Annotated in this window: 22 protein-coding genes; 5 read left to right on the plus strand and 17 right to left on the minus strand. The window is 65.4% G+C overall.

All coding sequences use genetic code 11. The features are described 5' to 3' along the window. Positions 1 to 25: 25 nt before the first annotated feature. Positions 26 to 994: a chemotaxis protein gene (locus RDU24_RS01240; RefSeq protein WP_308733899.1), complete on the plus strand. Its 969-nt coding sequence runs from the start codon at positions 26 to 28 to the stop codon at positions 992 to 994. 86 nt (positions 995 to 1,080) lie between these two features. On the opposite strand, the gene RDU24_RS01245 is transcribed toward RDU24_RS01240, so the two are convergent. From RDU24_RS01245 to RDU24_RS01285, 9 genes are all read right to left on the minus strand, one after another. Further along, positions 1,081 to 1,869, minus strand: coding sequence for a nitroreductase family protein (locus tag RDU24_RS01245; protein WP_308733900.1), 789 nt, complete (start codon positions 1,867 to 1,869; stop codon positions 1,081 to 1,083). A gap of 128 nt (positions 1,870 to 1,997) precedes the next feature. Further along, positions 1,998 to 3,284, minus strand: coding sequence for an Nramp family divalent metal transporter (locus tag RDU24_RS01250; protein WP_308733901.1), 1,287 nt, complete (start codon positions 3,282 to 3,284; stop codon positions 1,998 to 2,000). 24 nt (positions 3,285 to 3,308) lie between these two features. Further along, complete coding sequence (locus tag RDU24_RS01255) at positions 3,309 to 4,586, minus strand: magnesium transporter MgtE N-terminal domain-containing protein (protein WP_308733902.1); 1,278 nt, start codon at positions 4,584 to 4,586, stop codon at positions 3,309 to 3,311. Between the two features lie 528 nt (positions 4,587 to 5,114). Further along, the gene (tatA, locus tag RDU24_RS01260) at positions 5,115 to 5,306 is read right to left on the minus strand and encodes a twin-arginine translocase TatA/TatE family subunit (protein ID WP_308733903.1); all 192 of its coding nucleotides are present in this window, start codon (positions 5,304 to 5,306) and stop codon (positions 5,115 to 5,117) included. Between the two features lie 193 nt (positions 5,307 to 5,499). Further along, a complete protein-coding gene (gene ruvB, locus RDU24_RS01265) occupies positions 5,500 to 6,495 on the minus strand; it encodes a Holliday junction branch migration DNA helicase RuvB (protein WP_308733904.1) in 996 nt (331 codons plus the stop codon). Beyond that, the gene (gene ruvA / locus RDU24_RS01270) at positions 6,492 to 7,103 is read right to left on the minus strand and encodes a Holliday junction branch migration protein RuvA (RefSeq protein ID WP_308733905.1); all 612 of its coding nucleotides are present in this window, start codon (positions 7,101 to 7,103) and stop codon (positions 6,492 to 6,494) included. Before ruvA ends, ruvB begins: the two co-directional genes overlap by 4 nt. 32 nt (positions 7,104 to 7,135) lie before the next feature. Further along, a complete protein-coding gene (ruvC, locus tag RDU24_RS01275) occupies positions 7,136 to 7,651 on the minus strand; it encodes a crossover junction endodeoxyribonuclease RuvC (RefSeq protein ID WP_308733906.1) in 516 nt (171 codons plus the stop codon). A 5-nt stretch (positions 7,652 to 7,656) separates the two neighbouring features. Further along, positions 7,657 to 8,400, minus strand: coding sequence for a YebC/PmpR family DNA-binding transcriptional regulator (locus RDU24_RS01280; RefSeq protein ID WP_308733907.1), 744 nt, complete (start codon positions 8,398 to 8,400; stop codon positions 7,657 to 7,659). A gap of 54 nt (positions 8,401 to 8,454) precedes the next feature. Beyond that, entirely contained in the window at positions 8,455 to 9,054 is a 600-nt protein-coding gene (locus tag RDU24_RS01285; RefSeq protein ID WP_308733908.1) for an RlmE family RNA methyltransferase, read from the minus strand. A 56-nt stretch (positions 9,055 to 9,110) separates the two neighbouring features. Between RDU24_RS01285 and RDU24_RS01290 the strand changes: the two genes are divergently transcribed. After that, positions 9,111 to 10,676, plus strand: coding sequence for a glycosyltransferase family protein (locus RDU24_RS01290; RefSeq protein WP_308733909.1), 1,566 nt, complete (start codon positions 9,111 to 9,113; stop codon positions 10,674 to 10,676). Between the two features lie 11 nt (positions 10,677 to 10,687). On the opposite strand, the gene RDU24_RS01295 is transcribed toward RDU24_RS01290, so the two are convergent. The 7 genes from RDU24_RS01295 to RDU24_RS01325 form a co-directional block, all read right to left on the minus strand. Then, positions 10,688 to 10,867, minus strand: a complete 180-nt coding sequence (locus RDU24_RS01295; protein ID WP_308733910.1) for a hypothetical protein — start codon at positions 10,865 to 10,867, stop codon at positions 10,688 to 10,690. A gap of 24 nt (positions 10,868 to 10,891) precedes the next feature. Next, positions 10,892 to 11,326, minus strand: coding sequence for a hypothetical protein (locus tag RDU24_RS01300; RefSeq protein ID WP_308733911.1), 435 nt, complete (start codon positions 11,324 to 11,326; stop codon positions 10,892 to 10,894). 47 nt (positions 11,327 to 11,373) lie between these two features. Next, the gene (locus RDU24_RS01305) at positions 11,374 to 11,676 is read right to left on the minus strand and encodes a BON domain-containing protein (protein ID WP_308733912.1); all 303 of its coding nucleotides are present in this window, start codon (positions 11,674 to 11,676) and stop codon (positions 11,374 to 11,376) included. A 27-nt stretch (positions 11,677 to 11,703) separates the two neighbouring features. Next, the gene (locus tag RDU24_RS01310) at positions 11,704 to 12,006 is read right to left on the minus strand and encodes a BON domain-containing protein (protein WP_308733913.1); all 303 of its coding nucleotides are present in this window, start codon (positions 12,004 to 12,006) and stop codon (positions 11,704 to 11,706) included. A gap of 148 nt (positions 12,007 to 12,154) precedes the next feature. Then, positions 12,155 to 14,038 (minus strand): putative nucleotidyltransferase substrate binding domain-containing protein, encoded by a 1,884-nt coding sequence (locus tag RDU24_RS01315; RefSeq protein ID WP_308733914.1) that lies wholly within the window; start codon positions 14,036 to 14,038, stop codon positions 12,155 to 12,157. After that, positions 14,035 to 15,582 (minus strand): sodium:solute symporter family transporter, encoded by a 1,548-nt coding sequence (locus RDU24_RS01320; RefSeq protein WP_308733915.1) that lies wholly within the window; start codon positions 15,580 to 15,582, stop codon positions 14,035 to 14,037. Before RDU24_RS01320 ends, RDU24_RS01315 begins: the two co-directional genes overlap by 4 nt. Before the next feature lie 2 nt (positions 15,583 to 15,584). Beyond that, on the minus strand, positions 15,585 to 15,890 hold the full coding sequence (locus RDU24_RS01325) for a DUF485 domain-containing protein (RefSeq protein WP_308733916.1): 306 nt from the start codon (positions 15,888 to 15,890) through the stop codon (positions 15,585 to 15,587). Between the two features lie 306 nt (positions 15,891 to 16,196). Between RDU24_RS01325 and RDU24_RS01330 the strand changes: the two genes are divergently transcribed. From RDU24_RS01330 to RDU24_RS01340, 3 genes are read left to right on the plus strand one after another with little or no spacing between them, the layout of a single operon-like run. After that, positions 16,197 to 17,807, plus strand: a complete 1,611-nt coding sequence (locus RDU24_RS01330; RefSeq protein ID WP_308733917.1) for a glycosyltransferase family 9 protein — start codon at positions 16,197 to 16,199, stop codon at positions 17,805 to 17,807. A 50-nt stretch (positions 17,808 to 17,857) separates the two neighbouring features. Continuing rightward, entirely contained in the window at positions 17,858 to 18,463 is a 606-nt protein-coding gene (locus tag RDU24_RS01335; protein ID WP_308733918.1) for a hypothetical protein, read from the plus strand. A gap of 2 nt (positions 18,464 to 18,465) precedes the next feature. Continuing rightward, complete coding sequence (locus RDU24_RS01340; RefSeq protein WP_308733919.1) at positions 18,466 to 18,834, plus strand: hypothetical protein; 369 nt, start codon at positions 18,466 to 18,468, stop codon at positions 18,832 to 18,834. On the opposite strand, the gene RDU24_RS01345 is transcribed toward RDU24_RS01340, so the two are convergent. After that, positions 18,831 to 20,429: an ABC transporter ATP-binding protein gene (locus tag RDU24_RS01345; RefSeq protein ID WP_308733920.1), complete on the minus strand. Its 1,599-nt coding sequence runs from the start codon at positions 20,427 to 20,429 to the stop codon at positions 18,831 to 18,833. The genes RDU24_RS01340 and RDU24_RS01345 overlap by 4 nt on opposite strands. Positions 20,430 to 20,504 lie beyond the last annotated feature (75 nt).

Raw genomic sequence — 20,504 nt, forward strand, 5'->3', positions numbered from 1 at the left:
GAACAGCCGGAACACGGAGCCGCCGATGAGCACCAATCTGACCAATATTCTCCTCGAGGCCGGGACCAACGAACTGGAAATCGTGGAGTTCTACCTGGAAGAACCACAGGCCTCCGAAGCGGAAGCCTACAAGGGCTATTACGGCGTCAACGTTGCCAAGGTCCTGGAAATCATCCGAATGCCCAAAATCACGGAGATGCCCCAGGTTTCCCACCCCTCAGTGCTTGGCGCCTTCAACCTGCGCAACCAGATCATCCCCCTGGTGGATTTGGCCCAGTGGCTGAAGAAGGAGCACGGAGACAAGGAACCGCCCAAGGTCATCGTCTGCGAGTTCAACAACGTGACCACCGCGTTCATGGTCTCCGGCGTCACGCGCATCCACCGCATCAGTTGGGAGGAGGTGGAGGCCCCGAACAAGTACATGTCCTCCCTGGCCTCGAACTCCATCACCGGCGTGGTGCGCCTTGAAGGCCGCATCATCTTCATTCTGGATCTGGAGAAGATCGTTGCCGAGCTGAATCCGGAACTTGGCCTGCGCTTCGACGAGAACGTCACCTGGGAGGCCGGCACCCAGTACCGCGCGCTCATCGCCGATGACTCCACCCTCATCCGTGAAATGATCGGCGACCTGCTGCACCGCGCCAACTTCCTGGTCGAGAAGACCACCCACGGCGGAGAGTGCTGGGAACGGCTGATGCACATCAAGAAGATCGCAGAGGAGGAGAACAGGCCCGTCACGGACTACGTGCAGGTGGTCATCTCCGACATCGAAATGCCCGTCATGGACGGCCACAACCTCACGAAGCGCATCAAGGAAGATCCCATGCTCAAGGATCTGCCCGTGATCCTGTTCTCGTCCATCATTTCCGACAAGCTCCGCCACAAGGGCGATGCCGTCGGCGCGGACGACCAGGTCAGCAAGCCGGAGATTACACAGGTGGCCAAGCGGGCCATGGCCCTCATCAAGGAAAGGATCGAAGCCGCGCGCGGCTAGCCTCAGATTGCCCAAGCGCAGATGAAAACCGCCCGGCGCCCTAAGCGGGGAGCCGGGCGGTTTCGCGTTGGTCGGAACCGCTCTCCTCAGCGCCAGCCTATGGCTGCGGGCTTGCGCGGCGGCACCAGGCGGTGGTTGAAGCGTGGGTAGCCCAGCATCAGTCCGCCGAAAACCTTCTGTCCCGGCGGGAGCGCAAGAGCCTCAAGCAGAGGGGGCCAACCTTCCAGGGCGCGTATGAAGATGCCGGCCCAGCAGGTTGCCAGCCCGCGCGACGCAGCCAGAAGCTCCACATGGGTCACGGCTATGGCGGCGTCGGTAGCTCCCCAACGATACTCCTCCGGGGCGCAGCACAGGACCACGTGCGGCGCGCCCCGAAGCACAGGGTCTGCGTCGCCCTCCCAGGGCTTCTCCAACTCGTTAGGATAATATGATCTTATCAACCATTCAAGGGCGAGGGCAGCAAAATTTTTTGTGCTTTCAGCCTCCAGAGTCACAAGCCACCAGAGTTTCTGGCTGTTGTTGGCCGTCGGAGCGTAGCGGACCAGGTCGAAGAGCGACTTGAACACCGTCTTGTCCACAGCGCGTTTCTGGAAGGCGCGCACAGAGCGCCGGGTCTTGATAATGTAGGCCAGGGGGTCGGCTGCCCGATCAAACGTGGATTTGTCCTGGAATTCCTGCCCGGCAAGCAGGTGGTTGGTTAGCGCGCTCTTGGAGCACACGGACACGCACTGGCCGCAACGGATGCAGTGGCTAGCCGCGCCGACGCGCTCCACGGGAAGGCCATCCTGCCCGCGCAGCAAAAGTCCGTGAGGGCAAGAGTCGATGCAAGCCCCTTCGCGGTCGCACAAAGCCAAGTCGATCGTCACCAGCGCCATGGCAGCCTCCTTCATCGCTGCTGCCCTCCCGCCAAGCGGCGAGACGCCCAGTCTTGCCCAGTATATAGATGAATGCGCGCCAGGGGTCAATGGACATCCGGCTTATATGGGGAGAGGCGCGCTGAGCGTCAATTGCCCATGAGCCGCGCGATGAGTCCCGGGAAGATCATGTCGAGCGTCATGAGCAGCGTCAGCCCCATGACGATGACGACGGTGGCCCAGGCTATGGTATTGAAGACCGGGCCGTTGACGAAGTCGCCCATGAGGCGTTTGTCATTGATGAGGATGAGCATGAATATGAGGACAAAAGGCAGCACCGCGCCATTGACCACCTGCGAGAGGAACATGATGGCGATGAGCGGCGCGCCCGGAAGCAGGATGATCCCCGCGGAAATGGCGATGAGCAGGGTGAAGAGCCAGAAGAACTGCGGCGCTTCCCGGAAGTCCTTGTCCACGCCGAGTTCCCAGCCCAGGCCCTCGCAGACATAATAGGCGGTGGAGAGGGGCAGCACGCAGGCCGCGAAGAGCGAGGCGTTGAACAGGCCGATGGCGAAGAGCGTGGTGGCGTGCTGGCCCACAAGCGGTGTCAGGGCCATGGCCGCGTCGGCCGCCGTCTCCACCTTGATCCCGGCCTTGAAGATGGTGTCTGCGCAGGCGACCACAATGAAGAAGGCCACGATGATGGCCATGAAGCAGCCCAGGATAACGTCCAGGCGCGAAAAATTGTAGTCGGCCTTGGTGATGCCCTTCTCCACGATGCTGGCCTGCTGGTAGAATTGCATCCAGGGCGCGATGGTGGTGCCTACCACGCCGATCATCATGGTCACGGCGTCGGGCGTCACCTTGAAGTCCGGAACCACCGAGGCCTTGAGCACCTGCCCCCAGTCCGGGCCGGACATGAAGGCCGCCACGGGGTAGGCGATGAAGACCAGGCAGGCCACCAGGAAAACCTTCTCCACCAGCCGGTAGGAGCCCTTGACGATGAGCAGCCACACCGCCACGGCAGCCAGCGGCACGGACACGTACTTGCTGACGCCGAAAAGCTCCATGCTGGCCGCGATGCCCGCGAACTCGCTCACGGTGTTGCCCAGGTTGGTCAGGAGCAGCGCGATCATGACGTAGAAGGTGATCTTGACGCCGAAGCTCTCGCGGATCAGGTCGGACAGGCCCTTGCCCGTCACCGCGCCCATGCGCGCGCACATCTCCTGAACCACAACCAGGGCGACCGTTGTCGGCAGCATCATCCACAGGAGCTTGAGCCCGAACTGCGCGCCGGCCAGCGAATACGTGGTGATGCCGCCAGCGTCGTTGTCCACGTTGGCGGTGATGATGCCCGGGCCAAGCAACGCCAGGAACATGAACACGTTCCGGCGGTTGATCTTGCGCAAAGGCGCGATGATTTTAGCTGCGGTCACTGTACTCCCCTCACCCCATGGCCCCTAGAACTTGCGCAGGGCCTTGTACTGCTTCCAACGCAGGGCGAAGGGCAGAAAATGTTCAAGAATGTCGTCGGCCGAGACGATGCCCGCCATCTTGCCGTCCTCTTCCAGCACGGGCACGGCGGCCAGCTTGTACTGCACCACCAGTTCGAAGACCTCGTCCAGAGCCGAATCGACATGCACGCTCTTGGGGTTGCGGCTCATGACCTCGGCCACCGGCGTGTCGCCAGGGGTCAGCAGCAGGCGCTTCAGGCTCAATACGCCGTGCAGTTGCTCTGCCTCGTCCAGCACATACACGTAGTAGATGCTGTCGACATCCGCGGCCAGCAGGCGCACCTGGTTCATGGCGTCGTCCACCGTGGCGTCGGGCGCGACGAAAAGGTATTCGTTGTTCATGAGGCCGCCGGCGGAGTCGTCCTCGTGCTCCAGCAGCTCCTGGACCTTCTCCGCGTCCTCGGGGTCCATGTGCGACAGCAGTTCCTGCGCCTTCTCGTCGGAAAATTCGGCCAGCACGTCCGCAGCCTCGTCCGGGGGCATCTCCTCCAGCACGTCTGCGGCCAGCGAACTCTCAAGCTGGCTCAGCACGCGGCTGGAGTCCTCTGGCTCCATCTCGCCCAGGGCCTCGCCAGCCACGTCCATGTCCAGCGAGTTCAGCACCGCCGAAACGTTCTGGTGCGGCAACTGGGAGATGATGTGCGCGAGGTCCGCCGGGTGCAGGTCCGAGAGCTTGTCGCGGGTGACGGTCAGGGTCAGCCTGGAGAGGTTCGCGCCAAGGGGTTGCACGAACAACCAGTCGATCTCCTTCTTGGCCAGGGTCCTGTGCAGCACGCCTCCCATGAAATCCCAGGCCTTGAGGTAGCCCAGGCGGCGCAGCACGCCCCGGAAGCCCACATCCACCGCCGCAAGGCACAAGTCATCCAGCATGGCCTTGAGCTTCAGGTCGTTGACGCGCACCACGCGCGCGCCGTCCACGTCGACGATCTGCTTGTCGAGGATGTCGCGGCGCATGAGCACCTCGTCCTCAAGCTCGGGCACGTCGCCCGCGCCCACCAGCTCGCCCTTGAGCGACACCACGACCGGGTTGAACAGGGCGATGTCGGCCCAGGGCACGCGCCGGATCCGGCCGGCTTTGCGCACCAGCAGGTGCTTCACCAAGGGCAAGGGTTCGCCGGGGCTCATGGCCACGTCCCACAGCCGACCGATCTCGCGGCCGGACTGGCTGATGACCGGACGATCCAGCACCGCGCTCAGGAAAAGATCGCTGTCGAGTTCGCTCATGAGCGCCTCCGCGAGATTTTCGGGTGCGAAAAGAAATGCCGCGCCGCCTGCGCCCCAAAGGGTCTGGCAGCGTGGGTTCCCACAAAGTGTGTGATCCGAGTGAGGGTGCGGAGCATCGGCCACCTCCTGTCAGTGCGTCGCCAGCTTTTCAGCTGCGGCGCGTCAGGGGCGGCCCGGGATGCGCTGGCGCGCTGGGCGGCTTTAGACGCGAGCAGCCGGTGCAGGCAACTCGGATTCGCTTGAGCTTTTAATAAAACTATACAAATTCAAGCGTTTACTGTATGGGTCGTCCATTTTTTCCTCTAAGGCTGTTGAATTGGCCGTCATGGTATTAGACCTTGGCCTTGCAGACTGTCAACCGCGCTTGCGCGATGGCTGTGCCTCCAGGCCCGCTCTCGCATGCCCCTGTGGCCAAGGCGACGCGCAACACCAAAAGCCGGCAGCCCGCTCATGCGCGGCTCCGGCAACGGCCAAGCCGCCGCAGAACTCAAGCCGGGACCAGATCCCGGCAGGCGTTGCGGCGGCGAACTATTTCTTGGTCTCGGTCTGCTGGGTGGCCTGCGCGCCGGGCTCGGCAACGCCGTCCAGGCCCTTGCGCAGCTCGCGGATGCTTTTGCCGATGCTGGCTCCGAGCTGGGGCAGCTTGCTGGGGCCGAAGATAAACAGGGCGATGACCACGATCAGCAACAGGTGCGTGGGCTGTAAAAGCTGTCCGAACATGGCTGTTCCTCCGTGTTCCCGTGGAGTGCGGGCGGCAGTCGCGCCCAGGTCCAGGGGAGGCTTGCGCCGATTCCCGGAGTAGTTCCGGTCGGCGTGTCGGTTCGGTGTTTCGGCTGGGACGGTGTCCAACGGGGCCGATTCTTTCTCTCAAAACGCCGGTCCGCCCTTGGACAGACCCCGCGCTTGGCAGGAACTACAGCGAACCGTCGCCCCCGTCAAGGCGCATCTTGAGATGCTGGTAGGCCTTGGCAGTCGCCACGCGGCCGCGCGGCGTGCGCTTGATGAACCCGCACTGGATCAGGAAGGGCTCGTAGATGTCCTCGATGGTGCGGGCCTCTTCCGAGCAGGCCACGGCGATGGTCTTCACCCCCACCGGCCCGCCGCTGAACTGGTTCACGATGAGCGAGAGGATTTTTCTGTCCATCTGGTCCAGGCCGAAGGGGTCCACGTCCAGGCGGTCCAGGGAGTCCTCGGCGAGCTTTTGGTCCACCACGCCCTGGTTCTGGACCACCGCGTAGTCGCGGATGCGCCGAAGCAGCCGCCCGGCGATGCGCGGGGTCCCGCGCGACCTGCGGCCAATGGCCCAGGCGCCCTCCTCCGTGATGCTGACGCCAAGGATGCCCGCCGCCCGCATGACGATGCGCGCGAGTTCCTCCGGCGCGTAGAATTCCAGGCGGAACACGCAGCCGAAACGGTCGCGCAGGGGCGAGGTCAAAAGCCCCACGCGGGTGGTGGCGCCAACGAGGGTGAACGGCTCCAGGTCGATCTTGACCGTGCGCGCGCCCGGCCCCTGCCCGATGATGAGGTCGATCTTGTAGTCCTCCATGGCGGGATACAAGATCTCCTCCACGGTGGCGGGCATGCGGTGGATCTCGTCGATGAACAGGATGTCGTGGCGGGAAAGGTTGGTCAGGATGGCCGCCAGGTCGCCCACGCGCTCCAGCACCGGGCCGCTGGTGGACACCATGTTGACGCCGAGCTCGCTGGCCATGATCTGCGCGAGCGTCGTCTTGCCCAGGCCGGGGTTGCCGGAGAACAGCGTGTGGTCGAGCGCCTTGCCGCGCTCCCGCGCCGCCTGGATGAAGATGCCCAGGTTGGAGCGCAGGTCGTCCTGGCCGATGAAGTCGTTCAGCCGCTTGGGCCGGATGGAGTCGTCCGGCAGGGAGCAGGGGGTGCTGTCTTCGCTCATGTGCGCGCCGCCGCGATTTTCTTCAGGGCCAGGCGCAGGGCCGTGGAGGCGTCGATGTCCGGCTCGGCGTCAAAGATGTCCTTCATCATGCCGCGCGCCTCGTCCTCGGTGTAGCCCAGAGCCTTCATGCCGGAGATGGCGTCGAAATATTCGCTCTGCGGCGGCTCCGGGGCGGTCCCGGCGGTGAGCGGCCCGGACTTGATGCCCGCCACCTTGTCCTTGAGCTTCCACATGATCTCGCGCGCGGACTTGGGCCCGATGCCCGGCACCGTGGCCAGCATGTCGGCGTCCTCGCGCAGCACCAGCTCGCGCAGGTGGTCAGGGCGGAAATGCGAGAGGATGGCGAGCGCCTTCTTCGGCCCAAGCTTGTCGATGCCGATGAGCAGGCGGAACAGGTCGCGGTCGTCCTTGGCGGTAAAACCGTAAAGGTCCTGGGCGTCCTCGCGCACGATCATGTGCGTGAAGAGCGCGACCTCGCCGCCCTTCTGCGGCAGGCTCACAAGCGCGGTGGTGGGCAGCGCGATCTCGTAGCCCACTCCGCCGGAGGTCAGCACGACGCAGCCCTTTCCGGTCAGATCGAGCAGGCGTCCCTCGATGTAGGCGATCATGCGACCTCCATCCGTTTGCGCATGCGCCCCCGTCAACGGGAGTCGGCGCTGCCTGTCATCCGGCGAAGCCGGCGCTGGTTCAAATGGCAGATGGCCACGGCCAGTGCGTCGCTGGCGTCCAGGGCCCACTCGGGCTTCTTCTGGCCCAGGATCTGGGCCACCATGAAGGCCACCTGTTCCTTCTCGGCCCGGCCCGCGCCCACCAGGGCCTTCTTGACCAGGGTGGGCGGGTAGTCGGCCACGCTTAAGCCAGCCACGGCGCAGGCGGCCATGGCCGCCCCGCGCGCCTGCCCAAGCTTGATGGCCGAGGCGGAATTCTTGGCCACGAAGACGCTCTCGATGGCGGCCTCGCCAGGTCCGTGGGCCTTGATGAGCTCGGCCACCCGGCTGTAGATGACGCCCAGGCGTCCTGCCATGTCGCCCCCGGAAGGGGTGCGGATGGTGCCCACGGCCACGAGCTCGGCCTTGCCCGAGGCCTCGCGCACGACGCCATAGCCCGTCACCTGGCTCCCGGGGTCAAGCCCCAGCACCACGACAGGCCCGGCCACGCGCCCTACCCCAGTTCTTCCATGATTTCGTCGGTGAAGTCGGCGGTGACGTACACGTTGGACACGTCCTCGTTCTCCTCCAGGGCCTCCATGAGATTCATGACCTTGCGCGCCGTGGCGGCGTCCACCGGGGTCAGATTCTTGGGGATCATGGTCAGCTCGGAGCTCTCGGGGATGATCCCGGCGTCCTCGAAGGCCTTCTCGACATTGGAGAAATCCTCGGGCGCGGAACGCACCTCGATGCTGCCCTCTTCGACGACCACGTCGTCGGCGCCGGCTTCCAGCGCCACTTCCATGATCTGGTCCTCGGTGTACTTGGAGCCGTCAAAGGAGAGCACGCCGCGCTTGTCGAACATCCAGGCCACGCTTCCGGGCTCGCCCATGTTGCCGCCGCCCTTGCCGATGATGTGGCGGACGTCGGCGATGGTGCGATTCTTGTTGTCGGTGGCGACCTCAACGAGCATGGCCACGCCGCCCTGGGCGTAGCCTTCGTACATCATTTCAAAGACTTCGCCGCCAGCCAGCTCGCCCGTGCCTTTCTTGATGGCCGTCTCGATCTTGTCGTTGGGCATGTTGCAGGCCTTGGCCTTGGCGATAACCGCGCGCAGGCGGGCGTTCAGGTTGGGATCGCCGCCGCCCTTGGCCGCAAGGATGATGTCCTTGGTGACCTTGGTGAAGACCTTGCCCTTCTTGGCATCGGTTTTTTCCTTGGCGCGACGGATGGTGGCCCATTTACTATGTCCTGACATTCTTCCTCCAAAATATTTCTTGGCCCGGGCGCGTGGCCCGGCGAACAGATGATATTACCCGACCTCGCTGCGAAAGCCAAGTCCCAGAAGGAAGGTCTCCTTGCTCTCCGCCCGCGAGCTCTTGGGCTTGAAGCCGCGCACCTTCTCAAAGTACGGCCTGAGCGACTCCTGGAAGGCCTTGGCGTCCGGCCCCTCGAAGATCTTGGCCACAAAATTCCCGCCGTGCTTCAGCCGCTTCAGGGCCACGTCGCGGGCGCGCTCGCACAGCTCCAGGCTCCGGGCCTGGTCCGTGAACTTGACGCCCGTGGTGCGCGGTGCCATGTCGCTCATGACGAGGTCAAAGGGAAACAGCGGCTCCAAAACCGCCAAGAGTTCCGGAGAATCCTCAAAGGCGTCGTGCACCATGAAGTGCACATTTTCAGGGAATTCCTGCTCGGTGGTCTGGATGTCGAGCGCCAGCACATGGCCCGCAGGCCCGATCTTCTTGGCCGCGAAGAGCGTCCAGGAGCCGGGCGCGGCACCAAGGTCGAGAACCTTCATGCCGGGTTTGAGGAGGTGGAATTTGACGTCCATCTCCTGGAGCTTGTATACGCTGCGAGCGGGGTAGTTCTCCGCCTTGGCGCGCTTGAAATAATGGTCGCGATATTGTTTCATGGGGTCTCTCTCTCGCGAACACCTAGCCCAAACCGTCCCCCTTGCCAAGGAGCCTCATGCCCGCACGCCCCGGATCGCCACTGACGACAAAACCCGCCCGGCCGAGCGTTCTCGACGAACTGGGCCTGCGCAAGTCCCTGCCCGCCGGGCCTGGTGACTTCCGCACGCTTTGCGGGCCGGACCTCAACCACGCGGCTGCGGACACGCTCTTCCTCGGCCTTGGCCCCGAGCCCGAGCGCCTGCCGGAGCTGTTTCCGGGCGTCCGGAGCGCACGCTACATCGAATGCCCGGAACTGGCGGCGCAGCTTGGCCCCGGTTGGCGCACCCGCATTCCCGCATCATTTGGCGAAGCCGATCCCGCGCAGCTCGCCGGACTTGCCAAGAACGGCGCGCGGCTCATTCTCTACGCCCCTGGCCCGCGCCTGTTCCCAAGTTTTTGGGGACCGCTCTTGGCCGGCGTCCAGGTGGGGCTGATCGCCAAGGCCCCTGCGCCGCGCCAGCGCCTGGCCTGGCTGCCCGGCGACGAGGGCGGGCTTTTGCGCATCGAACTGCGCGAGGCGCTTGAGGAACGGGGCTACGCCGTGCGTTTCACCGGCGACGCGGGCGTGGAGGACTTCCGCACCTTGCTGGCCGGGGGCGAATGCCCGGAGCTGATGCTGAGCGTGAATTTCAGCGGGCTGGACCCGCTGGGAGAGGCGTACCATCTGCTCAAGGCCGCAGGCACGCGTGTGGCGGTCTGGTGCGTGGATACCCCCCTGCACCAGTTGAGTGGCCTCAAGTCCCGGTTCTGGCAGGAGCTGCCCTTCTTCGTCACTGACGCCTGGGCCGTGGAGCAATTGCAGAAGCTGGGCGCGGCGCAGGCCCTCCACCTGCCCCTTGCCGCCCGCAAGCGCGATCTGGAAAACGCCCCGCGAGCGCCCTCCCCTGCCTGGGGCGACCTGGCCGGGCGGTTGGTGTTCGTTGGCCGCAGCGCCTTTCCCGGCAAGGACGGCTTTTTCGCGGGCTGCAGCCTGCCAGACGGTCTGTGGGCAGAGGCCCGCGGTCTGCTGGATCAGGGCCTGCCGCCGGGCTTCGACTGGTGGCTGGAACGACTGGGAATCAAGACGCTCTGGCCGGGTGCGGAGGTCCGCCGCGCGGGTTTCTGCGCCGAGGAGACGGGCCGGGCCTGGCGCGCCCTGTGCCTGGGCCGAGCCCAGAAGGACCTGGGGCTGGTGACGGTGTTCGGTGACGAGGGTTGGCGGGAGCTGTTGCCGGAAATCACCGACCAGCGCGGCTTCGTGGACTACTACACGGCCCTGCCGGAGATCGCCGCCAGCGCTGGCGCGAGCCTGAACCTGACCAACCCGCTTTTGCCCTGCGGCCTCACCCAGCGCCATTTCGACGTTTGGGCCTCCGGAGGGCTGCTGCTCTCCGACGCCACGCCGGGCCTCGGCATCTTCCCGGCCGAACTGACGCGCGAGGTCACCTTCCACGCTCCGGACGAGCTTGCCGCGCGCTTCCGAACACTCACCGGGTCCACTGCCCTGGCGACGGACCTGAAAAACGCCTGGCGCGCCGAACTGTTGCGCGCGCACACCTACGGACACAGGGTTGCCGAGGTTCTGGGGAGGCTGGGTCTCTAGGCGCCCGCCGCTCATCTCTCCGGGTGGTCCATCCTGACAGGGGTTGCCAGCCGGTCGAACTCCTCGCCGCCGTCGCTCCCTGGCTTCAGGGCCGCCTCCCTGGGCGTCAGGTTCTCCACGCTCGCCAACTGCACGATCTCCGTGGCCTTGCCGGAGCCGATGCCGGCCTCAGGGCCGCGCGCAGGCCGCACAGCGCCAAGCCAAGCCGTCCGGGATCATTTCTCGAGCAGCGCCTTCACCCCGAAGTCCAGCGCCTGCAAGCGGAAGCCAGGCACCTCGAGGAGCGCCTTCTCGTCCACCTCGAGCAGTGCCAGATAGGCGGCGACATCGCTCGGATGCTGCAGCCCGGCCTTGCGCGTCTCGCGGTAATGGGCGGACAGACGGGCCTCGATGGCGGAGGCCAGGCGGCCCGCCACGCCCTTGAACGCGGCGAGGTTCTCCAACTGGAGCGGCTGTTGCCGGACGGCCTTGCGCTCCCATACGGGGGCAAAGCTGGCGAAGCTTTCCGGCACATCCTTCAACAGCACGGGCGCGACCTTGCGGTCGGCGATGGCCCCCACGGACCAGAGGGAGCGTTGCTGGCCCTTGCGGGCTTTGGCCTTGAGCCTGGCGCCGAGCTTGGCGTCACTGGTGGAGAACGGCGTGAGCATGCGGGCTTCCTTTGTGTTGTCGCCTGAAGATGCGCTCGTGCGAGCAGCTAATCCCTGTCCCATATCCAGATGCGGTTATCCACGGACTTCACACCGTCGATGCCCTTGGCGACCTCGATGATCCTCTGCATCTTGCTGTATTCATCGACAAAACCGCCGAGAATGACAACGCCCTCAAAGGTCTTCACGTCGATACGCGTGTTCTCTAGCGGGTTTTCCCGTATGAGCGCCTGGGTCACTGCGGCTGTTATTTCAAGGTCTCTGCCTGACTGCGCAGCAAAAAGGGAGGCGCAGAACGCCATCAGCATCAGCGCCACCATGAGCAACGCGGTCTTGGCGTGTCTGGCCATAAGCCTCAGGCCGCGTGTACGCCGGGCCTAATGCCCCGAGCGGACGGAAATGCGGTTGTCCACGGACTTCACGCCGGGAATGGCGCTGGCGAGAGCCACCACCTGCGCCATCTGCTCATGTTCCCGGGTGAAGCCGCCGAGAATCACCACGCCGTCAAAAGTCTTGACGTCGATCTGGCTGGTGTTGAACCGGAAATCACCGAGGATGGCCGAATTGATGGCGGCGGTGATGGCCAGTTCGCTGGCCTTGCGCGCTGGGCGAAGACGCGTGAGGACCACGGCCACGACGACCACTGCGAGGAAGAGGAAAAAGCCTGTTTGCGCGTCCATGCCTGCCCGGTTGGCCCTTTCGCTATGCGGCTCGGCGCGAGCCGCCTGCTGGTTTTGCTCGGCCCATCACATCCGCCAAGGGCTGGGCGCTCCAGAGCGTCCACACCCCGAGCGTTCCCTGACGCACCAGGCCAGACCGAGACCGGTGCTAGCCCAGCATGCGCAGCCCGTACTTTTCGAAGAGCAGGCTCTGGAACTCGGCGGTGAGCTTGAAGGCGGAACGCAAACGTTCCCGCTCCATTGCGCCGAGGCTGTCGGGGCGGATGTCGTTGTCCAGCGGCAAGCCCTGGCGCAGGCGCGCGGCCTGGGTGCGCATGCGCAGCGTCTGCAGGAAGTCGTAGGCGTCGCACAGTCCCTCGGCCAGGGGCACGGAGAGCGCCTCGGTGCGGTGCAGCAGGCGCAGACGGGCGCAGGTGCCGGTCTCGGCCAGGCCGTGGTCCAGGGCCAGGGTCTTCACACCCTGGGTGATGGGGAAGACCCCGCCACGCTTGATGTCGAGGCAGCCCCGGCCTTCCTCGTCCTTCTTGACCGAGAACTGGCCGAACAGCCCCAGCGGCGGACTGAAGCGCACGGCCTCGCGCGCCATGTATTTGAGCAGCACCGAACTCTTGCGCAGGCATTTCGTCATGGCCTCGCGCAGGCGCACGGGCAGGCCGCCGTTGCCGGCCCCCGGCACCTGCACGGCGCGCATGTCGCACAACAGCGAGGCCTTCAGGATGCCCTCGGCATCGGGCCTGTCGGCGATGGAGTCGAAGAGGTCGAGCCAGCCGTCAAGGCTTTTGCGCCAGTCCGGGTTGTCCATCATGATGCGGTTCTTGCACGGCGGGAAGCCCACATCCAGAAACATTTGGGTCAAGCGCTCGCCAAGGCGTGCGAAGTAGTCCTCGACCTCCGGCCCGCTGCCCTCGTACGCAAGGGCCAAGTCCTGGTCCGTCGCCAGGAACTGCTCGCGCCGCCCCTGGCTGCCCAGCACCAGCACGGCGTGGGCCGCGGGCGCGGGGCCGAGCTCTGTGAGGACCATCTCCCAAGCCCGGGCCATGATGCGGTCGTGCATCTCGCTGATGAGGCGGCCCACTGCGTCGCTCGCGATGCCCTCGGCAACGCTGCGTCCGGCCATGCGGTGCAGGCGCTGGAAGGTCCGGGTCAGGTGCTCCGGGTTTGTCGCCGCGGCGATTTCCGAGGCCAGAGCCAGCGGGCTCTCCCCGCGCGCGGAAAGCATGTCGCGCTCGCCGAGCACGCCCGCAGGCACGCCGGAAAGGTCGAGCAGCACCAGGCGGCGAATGCCGTGGTGCACCATGCGCGAAAAAGCCTCGATGAGCAGCTCCTCCGGCCCGGCCGTCACGAGGCCGGGGGTCATCACCTCCGTCACGGGGAGGGCTTCGGCGTTCTGCCCGGCGGCCACGACCTTGGCCAGCACGTCGCGCTCGGTCAAGATGCCCAGCACGCTCCCCTCCCCGGTGCGCACCAGGGCCGCGGTGGCCTGGGCATTGGCCATGTCGCGGGCAGCCTGGGCCACGCTCGTGGAAGACTCCACGAACACCGGGACCGGGCAGGCCACATCGCCCACGCGCAAGCGCATGAAGGGGTCCGGGCCGGGCTGGCAGGACTGGCTCTTGGCTCGCTCCGCCGCGTCGGCCAGGCCGACGGCCCGCGAGATGAGCGCGCGCGAAAAGAGCTCGTCGCCCATGAGGCGGCTCAGCGCGTCCAGCGGGATGAGGATGACCTCGGAGGGTTCGGCCGCGCGGACGTCCCAGAGCCCTGTGCCCGCGCCCTGGCCGGAAGGCAGCACCGCCTCGCAGCCCAGCATGTCGCCCGGCAGGAGCGTCAGCGCCAGGCACTGGGCGTACGTGGCCTCAAGCGAGCCGGAGCGCACCACGCAGGCGGCGTCGGGGATGGTCCCGGCGGTCAGGATCTCCTCGCCAGCGGCCAGGTGCCTGGAGGAAAAAGAGTCTCCCTCCGACCCCAGCAGGCGCTGGGGAAGGAGGGAGAACGGAAGTGCAACCTTGAGAAAGGAGACTATTGCTTCATTCATTCCACGCTCACGCCGAGATAGTTGCGGACCTTCTGTTCAGGGTACAACGTTTCGGCGCGTTCGTCACGCTTAATCATGGAGCCGATCCAGCCGGCGATGAAAGCCCCAGTCATGGAGATGAGCGCAGGGTTCTTCAAGGGGAAGATGGCCGTGGGGTTGTGCAGGACGCTCACCCACACGGTGGGGCTGATGACGATGAGCACCACGGCCAGGGTCGTGCCGGTGACGATGGAGAACACCGCGCCCAGCGTGCTGAACTTGCGCCACATGATGGACATCAAAAGGGCCGGGAAGTTGGCGCTGGCGGCGATGGCAAAGGCCAAGCCCACCATGAAGGCCACGTTCTGGCCCTTGAACACCAGGCCGAGCACCACGGCCAGCACGCCGAGGCAGAGGGTGGCGATCTTGGCCACGCGCACCTCTTCCTGCTCATTGGCCTTGCCGCCGCGGAACACGTTCACATAGAGGTCGTGAGACAAGGTGGTGGCGCCGGCGAGGGTGAGCCCGGCCACCACGGCGAGGATGGTGGCGAAGGCCACGGCCGCGATGAAGCCGAGGAACACGGTGCCGCCGGTGACTTCAGCCAGGAGCAGCGCAGCCATGTTGCCGCCCTTGTCCATGTTGGAGATCACGTCCTGCCCCACGAGGACCATGGCGCCGAAGCCGATGATGAAGGTCAGGATGTAGAAGAAGCCGATGAAGCCGGTGGCCACGAACACGGACTTGCGGGCGGCCTTGGCGTCGGGCACGGTGTAGAAGCGCATGAGGATGTGCGGAAGGCCGGCCGTGCCGAACATGAGCGCCAGGCCCAAGGAGATGGCGTCCCAGGGGTTGGACACGAGCCCGCCGGGGGCCAGCACCTTGTCGCCGTACTTGGCCTGGGCCGCGGCGAAGAGCTCCACGGGATTGTAGTTGAACTTGGCCAGCACGAACGCTACGAGCACGGTGGCGCCGGAGAGGAGCAGCACGGCCTTGATGATCTGCACCCAGGTGGTGGCGAGCATGCCGCCGAAGAGCACGTAGCAGATCATGACCGCGCCCACGAACACGATGGCGATTTCATACTTCAGTCCGAACACCATGTGGATGAGCGCACCGGAGCCCACCATCTGCGCGATGAGGTAGAAGCACACCGTCATGAGCGAGCCGACGCTGGCCGCGATGCGGACGGGCTTCTGGCTCAGGCGGTAGGCCACCACGTCGGCGAAGGTGTACTTGCCGAGGTTGCGCAGAGGCTCCGCGATGAGGAACATGATGATGGGCCAGCCCACGAGGAAGCCGATGGAGTAGATCAGCCCGTCGTAGCCCTTGAGGGACACGAGTCCGGCGATGCCGAGGAAGCTCGCGGCGCTCATGTAGTCGCCCGCCAGGGCCAGGCCGTTCTGGAAGCCGGAGATGCCGCCTCCCGCCGCGTAGAAGTCGGCGGTGGTCTTGGACTTCTTGGCCGCGAAATAGGTGATGAACATCGTTCCTGTAATAAAGAGGAAGAAGAACAGGATGGAGGTGATGTTCGGTTGCCCGATCGTCGTGGTGAACTGATCCATGTTTAGTTCCTCCTCAAGCTCTGCCGGATGGCGTTCACGGCGCTGTCGTATTTGTCATTGGCCCAGTACACGTAGATTCCGGTGAGCCCCCAGGCCAGAACGATGACGAAGAGGCCGATGGGGATGCCCACGCTCAGACCGTCCGTGATCAAGCCGCCAAGCGTGCCCTTGTCAAAGGCCAGCACAAGGATGAAGCCGAAATACACTCCAAGCATGATGATGGACAGAACTGCCGAGACGGACCATTGCTTTGCGACCAGCGCCTTGAATTCTGGCGTGTTGATGATGGCTTCCGGGTCTTTGTTCATGAGGCCCCCCTCTGGTTGACGTTGTCTGCGCTTGATGCCTTCGGACCACCCATGGCCACGTGCGCTGTCTTCGAGAAAAGCTGTAAAGCACAAAATCCCGAATACGCCATCGCATTTCGTCGAGCGGTGCAATTCCTGCGGTGAGCACACCCACAGGCCAGATGAACACTCACCTGTGATATTATACCGTTCACCGGCAGCCCGCATCGGCAAGCGGAGCGGAACGGAAGCTGTCAGCAGTCCCGTAATCGCCATCGGCAGGCTTTTTGCTTCAGCATCGGCGATGAAAATTCTGCCGGAGCGCCGATGAACGTGCTTGTGATGAACATGACCCGACTGGGCGATCTGCTCCAGTCACAGCCGACCGTGGCCGGACTCAAGGCCCAGGGCCACCGCGTGGCCTTGGCCTGCCTGGAGAACTTCGCCCCGGCGGCAACGCTCATGCAGGGGGTGGACGCGCTGTTCCCGTTCCCCGGCGCACGCCTGCTGGCCCGGCTGGACCAGGATTGGCGGCTGGCCCTGGCCGCATACCGCGAAGCCACCGACCGCGTCCGCAACGAGTTTGCGCCGGACCTCGTCATCAACCTGACGCCCTCGGAGCCCGCGCGGCTCCTGGCCATGTCCCTCGGCGCGACCGAACTGCGCGGCTTTGCCCTGGACGACCACGGCTTCAACGCCGACACCAGTTCCTGGGCGGCTTTCCTGCAGCTCGCCTCCACGACGCGCGGCGCCAGCCCATTTAATATTGTTGATGTGTTCCGGCGCATCGCCGGGGCTTGCGGTCCCGCGAACCAGAGCCTCGACTTCGGGCTGCGCGGCCCCACAGAGTCGGCGCGCGACGAGGCGCTGAACCTGCTCCGAAAGGAACTTCCCGCCGCTCCGGCCAAAGGCTACGTGGCCCTGCAACTCGGCGCGTCCGAGGAACGCAGGCGCTGGCCCGTTGCTCATTTTGCCCAGGTCGCCCGCGGGCTCTCGCAGGCCGGGCATATCCCGGTGCTGGTGGGCACAGCCGGGGAAAAACCCCTCGGCCAGCGCCTGCGCGACCAGCTTGGTACGTCCGGCGCCTCAGTCCCGGTCATCGACCTCATGGGCGCAACGGATCTGCCCACCCTGGCCGCAGTGCTGTCGGCCTGCCGCCTGCTCGTCACCAACGACACGGGCACCATGCATCTTGCGGCGGGGCTCGGCGTGCCCTGTCTGGCGATTTTCCTGGCCACGGCCCAGCCCTGGGACACCGGCCCGTACCTGCCCGGCTCAGTCTGCCTGGAGCCGGACCTGCCCTGCCACCCCTGCGCCTTCGGTCGGCAATGCCCGCACCAGGACACCGGGACCGAGGCCTGCCGCAAGGCCATCGCCGCACAGACCGTGCTCGGCCTGGCCCTGGAGCAGCTCAGAGACGTGATCACCGCCACGGGCTCCGACGCTCCAGGCGGCGCAAGAATATGGCGCACGGTGGCCGGGGACGACGGGCTCATGGACCTGGCCTCCCTTTCCGGCCATGAACAGGACGACCGCACGCGGCTCATCCGCCTCCAGCGCGAGTTGTATCGTCGATATCTTGACGGAAACTCACTCGAGGGCTCGGCATACCCTGCCGGACTATCGCCCGAGGGAGCCGCCCCCCTGTCGAGCGCCCTTGGCGCGGCCTCGGAATTCCTGTTCCTGCTGGAACGCCAAGGACAGCTCCTTGGGCGTGAGCCGCTCAAGTCCGTCAAGGGAAAGTTCCTGGCCACCTGGCAGCGCGTGCAAAGCGCCCTGGGCGCCGACCAACGACTGACAATGCTTTCCTCTCTTTGGATGTTTGAGAGCGAACGGCCCGGCCTGGACATGCCTGACATCATCTCTCTTATTACGCGATTCCGTGCACTTATAGACGAACTCAAAAAATGCGTCGACGCTGGCACGAACCCTGCATGAAAGGTGCAGACCAGTCAAAAGATCACAACGCTGAACCCAAGGAGGGGCACATGCTGCTCATAGACGGACAGAAAAGCGATATGGATTTCGCAGGATTCACCAACCTGGATCAGGTGTTCATCAAGGTCATGGAAGACGGCCTGCTCAACGACCGTGTCGTTACCGACGTGTTCGTCAATGACGAGCCCTTCTCCGAGATTTACCCGCACCAGGCCGAGGACATCGACATCACCGACCTCAAGAGCGTCGAGATCCGCACCATGCCCGTGGGCGAAGTGGCCGTGGAGATCACCCGCGAGCTCTACAAGGTCGTGACCCTCATGGGCGAAGGCGCCACCCGCGTGGCAGAGCTGTTCCGCCAGGCCGACGACGCCGAGGCGCTGGAAACCTATCAGGACCTGGTGGACGTGACCCGCGACTTCATCGGCATGATCAGCACCCTTCGCGGCGAATTCGCCCTGAAGGACTACCGCGAGTTCATGGAGGCCAGCGACCAGCTCTCCACCCTGTTCGGGGAAATGACCTCGGTCATGGGCAACGAGGACTGGATCCTCCTGGCCGATCTGCTGGAATACGAGTTCCTGCCCGCGGTGAACCGCTGGAAGAAGGTCGTCGCGCAGCTGCGCGAGGACGTCCGGGCATCCGGAAAGGAGTAGCCATGCACGCGGCCCTCATCCTGCTCGACCAGGCCATTGAGATGGGGAACCAGGAGCTGGCCCACCTCGCCGCCGGCGAAGTGGACAAGGCCGAAGAAGTGGCTTTCGGCCGTGACGGGGTCATAACCCAGGCCCTGGCCGAGGACACCCTGGGCGCCCCGGAAGGGGAATGCCTGGACACGCTTGTGGCCAAACTGGAGGAGCTGAAATCCCTCCAGGCCAAGATCATCGACGAGGCCACGCGCCTGCGCAAATCCATGGGACAGGAGATCATGCGCGCCGGCCAGGAGCAGAAGCGGCACCAGGGCTATGGCAGGGCCGTGCGCCCCACCCCTCGCATCCGCAGCTCCTTCATCAGCAGAAGCAGCTAGCTTTCCAGGGAACGGCGGCCCGCCTTGCGGGCCGCCTTCCATTTCGAATACCCGCCCCACTCTCCGCAATACGCGACCCGCCCACCGCGCAGGGCCAGCACACGACCGCCTGCTTCCGACAGAAAGCACCCCGGAAGGTCTGCCTCATGGTGCGTGACCATCACAAGCGGCTGCCCCTGGGCGGCCAACTGGCCGAGCAACTCGCGGGCCGCCGCGCGCGCTCTGGAGTCCAGCCCGGCCATGGGCTCGTCCAGCACCAGCAACACCGGGTTCCCGACCATCGCCCGCGCCAGCAGCACGCGCCTGAACTGCCCGCGCGACAGGCTGCGCACACGCCTGCGGCGCAGCTTGGCGAGCTCGAAATAATCAAGCCATTTCGCCACGTGCTCCCAGCCCGCCGCATCAGGCTCCGCAAATACATCCAGGCTTCCGTCAAGCCCGGTGGCCACCGCCGACTCCACCGGCAAATCGTAGGGGAAGCCGGTCTGAAGCGCCTCGTACACAACGCCGATTCGCCTCCGCACGTCGTCCACGGTCCCGTTGGACATGGGCTCGTCCGGCGCAGCGAAGCCGTACTCCACCATGCCGGGCGCTCCATCCACGGCCGAGGGCCAGACAAGCCCTGCCAGCAGCGACAGCAGCGTGCTCTTCCCCGCGCCGTTTGGCCCCAGCACGGCCCAATGCTCGCCGGGCCGCAGCGTCCAGTTGATGCCGTCGAGGATGCGCCGAGCTTCCATGTCCACGCTGGCGTTGGTGATGCGCACCAGAAATTCCGTTGCGGCGGGGGTGTCCCCGGGCATTGCGACGAACGATTTGAAATGGCTCTCCGGCATCGCCTCGGACACGCAGACCAGTCCGGGCAGAACAACCCCAAGAGCGCCGGAAGCGCGCACATGCCCGTCCTCAAGCGCCAGGGCGTTCGTCAGGCAGGTCGGCAGTTCGTCGAGGCGATGCGTGGCGAAGACCACGGCCAGGAGCGGCCGCGCCATGGCCACGCGGTCGAGCAGGGCCAGAAACTCCCGGCGAGCCTCCACATCCAGCCCTTCCAGGCACTCGTCCAGCAGCAGCACGTCCGGCCGCGAAACCAGTGCGCGCGCCAATAGCAGCCGGCGGCCCTCGCCGGAAGACAGCCGGGCCATGCGCCGACCGGACAGATCGGACAGGCCCAGCGTATCCAGCAGGCCGAGGGCGGCGGAGACCTGTTCCGGCTCCGGCGGCGCATACAAGAGCGGGCCGTCGCCGAAGCCCGAAAGCACCACATCCAGCCCGGTGGCCGCCCAGCCATGAATGGCGAACGCGTCCTGCATGTCTCCGGCGACCATGGCCAGCCGTTGCCGCAGGCCGAGCGGCGTCGGTTGCGGACCGCCCGCCCCCGGCAGATCGTACACGCGCCCGCCGCCCTGGTCAGGCGGCAGCTCGCCGCGCAGCAGCCGCAAAAAGGTCGACTTGCCCGCGCCGTTGGCGCCGAACAAGGCCCAGCGCGCCCCCTGCTCCAAACGAAAATCGATGGGGCCAAGCAACGGTGAGCCGCCACGCGACACGCCCGCAGCCATGAGCGCGACAAGGGGCGCTTTCCGTTCCGCTTTTCTGCGCATGCGTCCTCCGGAACGCATCATGCCCCTGGCCGCGCTCGCACGCAAGTTCTTGCCAGCCTGCCACTGACGAGCTAT

Source organism: Humidesulfovibrio sp. (assembly GCF_031082295.1).
Classification (GTDB): domain Bacteria; phylum Desulfobacterota; class Desulfovibrionia; order Desulfovibrionales; family Desulfovibrionaceae; genus Humidesulfovibrio.

Excerpts from the sequence above, each read along its gene's own strand:
- RDU24_RS01240 (WP_308733899.1), top strand. The coding sequence starts at position 26 with ATGAGCACCAATCTGACCAATATTCTCCTCGAGGCCGGGACCAACGAA.
- RDU24_RS01245 (WP_308733900.1), bottom strand. The coding sequence starts at position 1,869 with ATGGCGCTGGTGACGATCGACTTGGCTTTGTGCGACCGCGAAGGGGCT.
- RDU24_RS01255 (WP_308733902.1), bottom strand. The coding sequence starts at position 4,586 with ATGAGCGAACTCGACAGCGATCTTTTCCTGAGCGCGGTGCTGGATCGT.
- tatA (WP_308733903.1), bottom strand. The coding sequence starts at position 5,306 with ATGTTCGGACAGCTTTTACAGCCCACGCACCTGTTGCTGATCGTGGTC.
- ruvB (WP_308733904.1), bottom strand. The coding sequence starts at position 6,495 with ATGAGCGAAGACAGCACCCCCTGCTCCCTGCCGGACGACTCCATCCGG.
- ruvA (WP_308733905.1), bottom strand. The coding sequence starts at position 7,103 with ATGATCGCCTACATCGAGGGACGCCTGCTCGATCTGACCGGAAAGGGC.
- RDU24_RS01280 (WP_308733907.1), bottom strand. The coding sequence starts at position 8,400 with ATGTCAGGACATAGTAAATGGGCCACCATCCGTCGCGCCAAGGAAAAA.
- RDU24_RS01285 (WP_308733908.1), bottom strand. The coding sequence starts at position 9,054 with ATGAAACAATATCGCGACCATTATTTCAAGCGCGCCAAGGCGGAGAAC.
- RDU24_RS01290 (WP_308733909.1), top strand. The coding sequence starts at position 9,111 with ATGCCCGCACGCCCCGGATCGCCACTGACGACAAAACCCGCCCGGCCG.
- RDU24_RS01300 (WP_308733911.1), bottom strand. The coding sequence starts at position 11,326 with ATGCTCACGCCGTTCTCCACCAGTGACGCCAAGCTCGGCGCCAGGCTC.
- RDU24_RS01305 (WP_308733912.1), bottom strand. The coding sequence starts at position 11,676 with ATGGCCAGACACGCCAAGACCGCGTTGCTCATGGTGGCGCTGATGCTG.
- RDU24_RS01310 (WP_308733913.1), bottom strand. The coding sequence starts at position 12,006 with ATGGACGCGCAAACAGGCTTTTTCCTCTTCCTCGCAGTGGTCGTCGTG.
- RDU24_RS01315 (WP_308733914.1), bottom strand. The coding sequence starts at position 14,038 with ATGAATGAAGCAATAGTCTCCTTTCTCAAGGTTGCACTTCCGTTCTCC.
- RDU24_RS01320 (WP_308733915.1), bottom strand. The coding sequence starts at position 15,582 with ATGGATCAGTTCACCACGACGATCGGGCAACCGAACATCACCTCCATC.
- RDU24_RS01325 (WP_308733916.1), bottom strand. The coding sequence starts at position 15,890 with ATGAACAAAGACCCGGAAGCCATCATCAACACGCCAGAATTCAAGGCG.
- RDU24_RS01330 (WP_308733917.1), top strand. The coding sequence starts at position 16,197 with ATGAACGTGCTTGTGATGAACATGACCCGACTGGGCGATCTGCTCCAG.
- RDU24_RS01335 (WP_308733918.1), top strand. The coding sequence starts at position 17,858 with ATGCTGCTCATAGACGGACAGAAAAGCGATATGGATTTCGCAGGATTC.
- RDU24_RS01340 (WP_308733919.1), top strand. The coding sequence starts at position 18,466 with ATGCACGCGGCCCTCATCCTGCTCGACCAGGCCATTGAGATGGGGAAC.
- RDU24_RS01345 (WP_308733920.1), bottom strand. The coding sequence starts at position 20,429 with ATGCGCAGAAAAGCGGAACGGAAAGCGCCCCTTGTCGCGCTCATGGCT.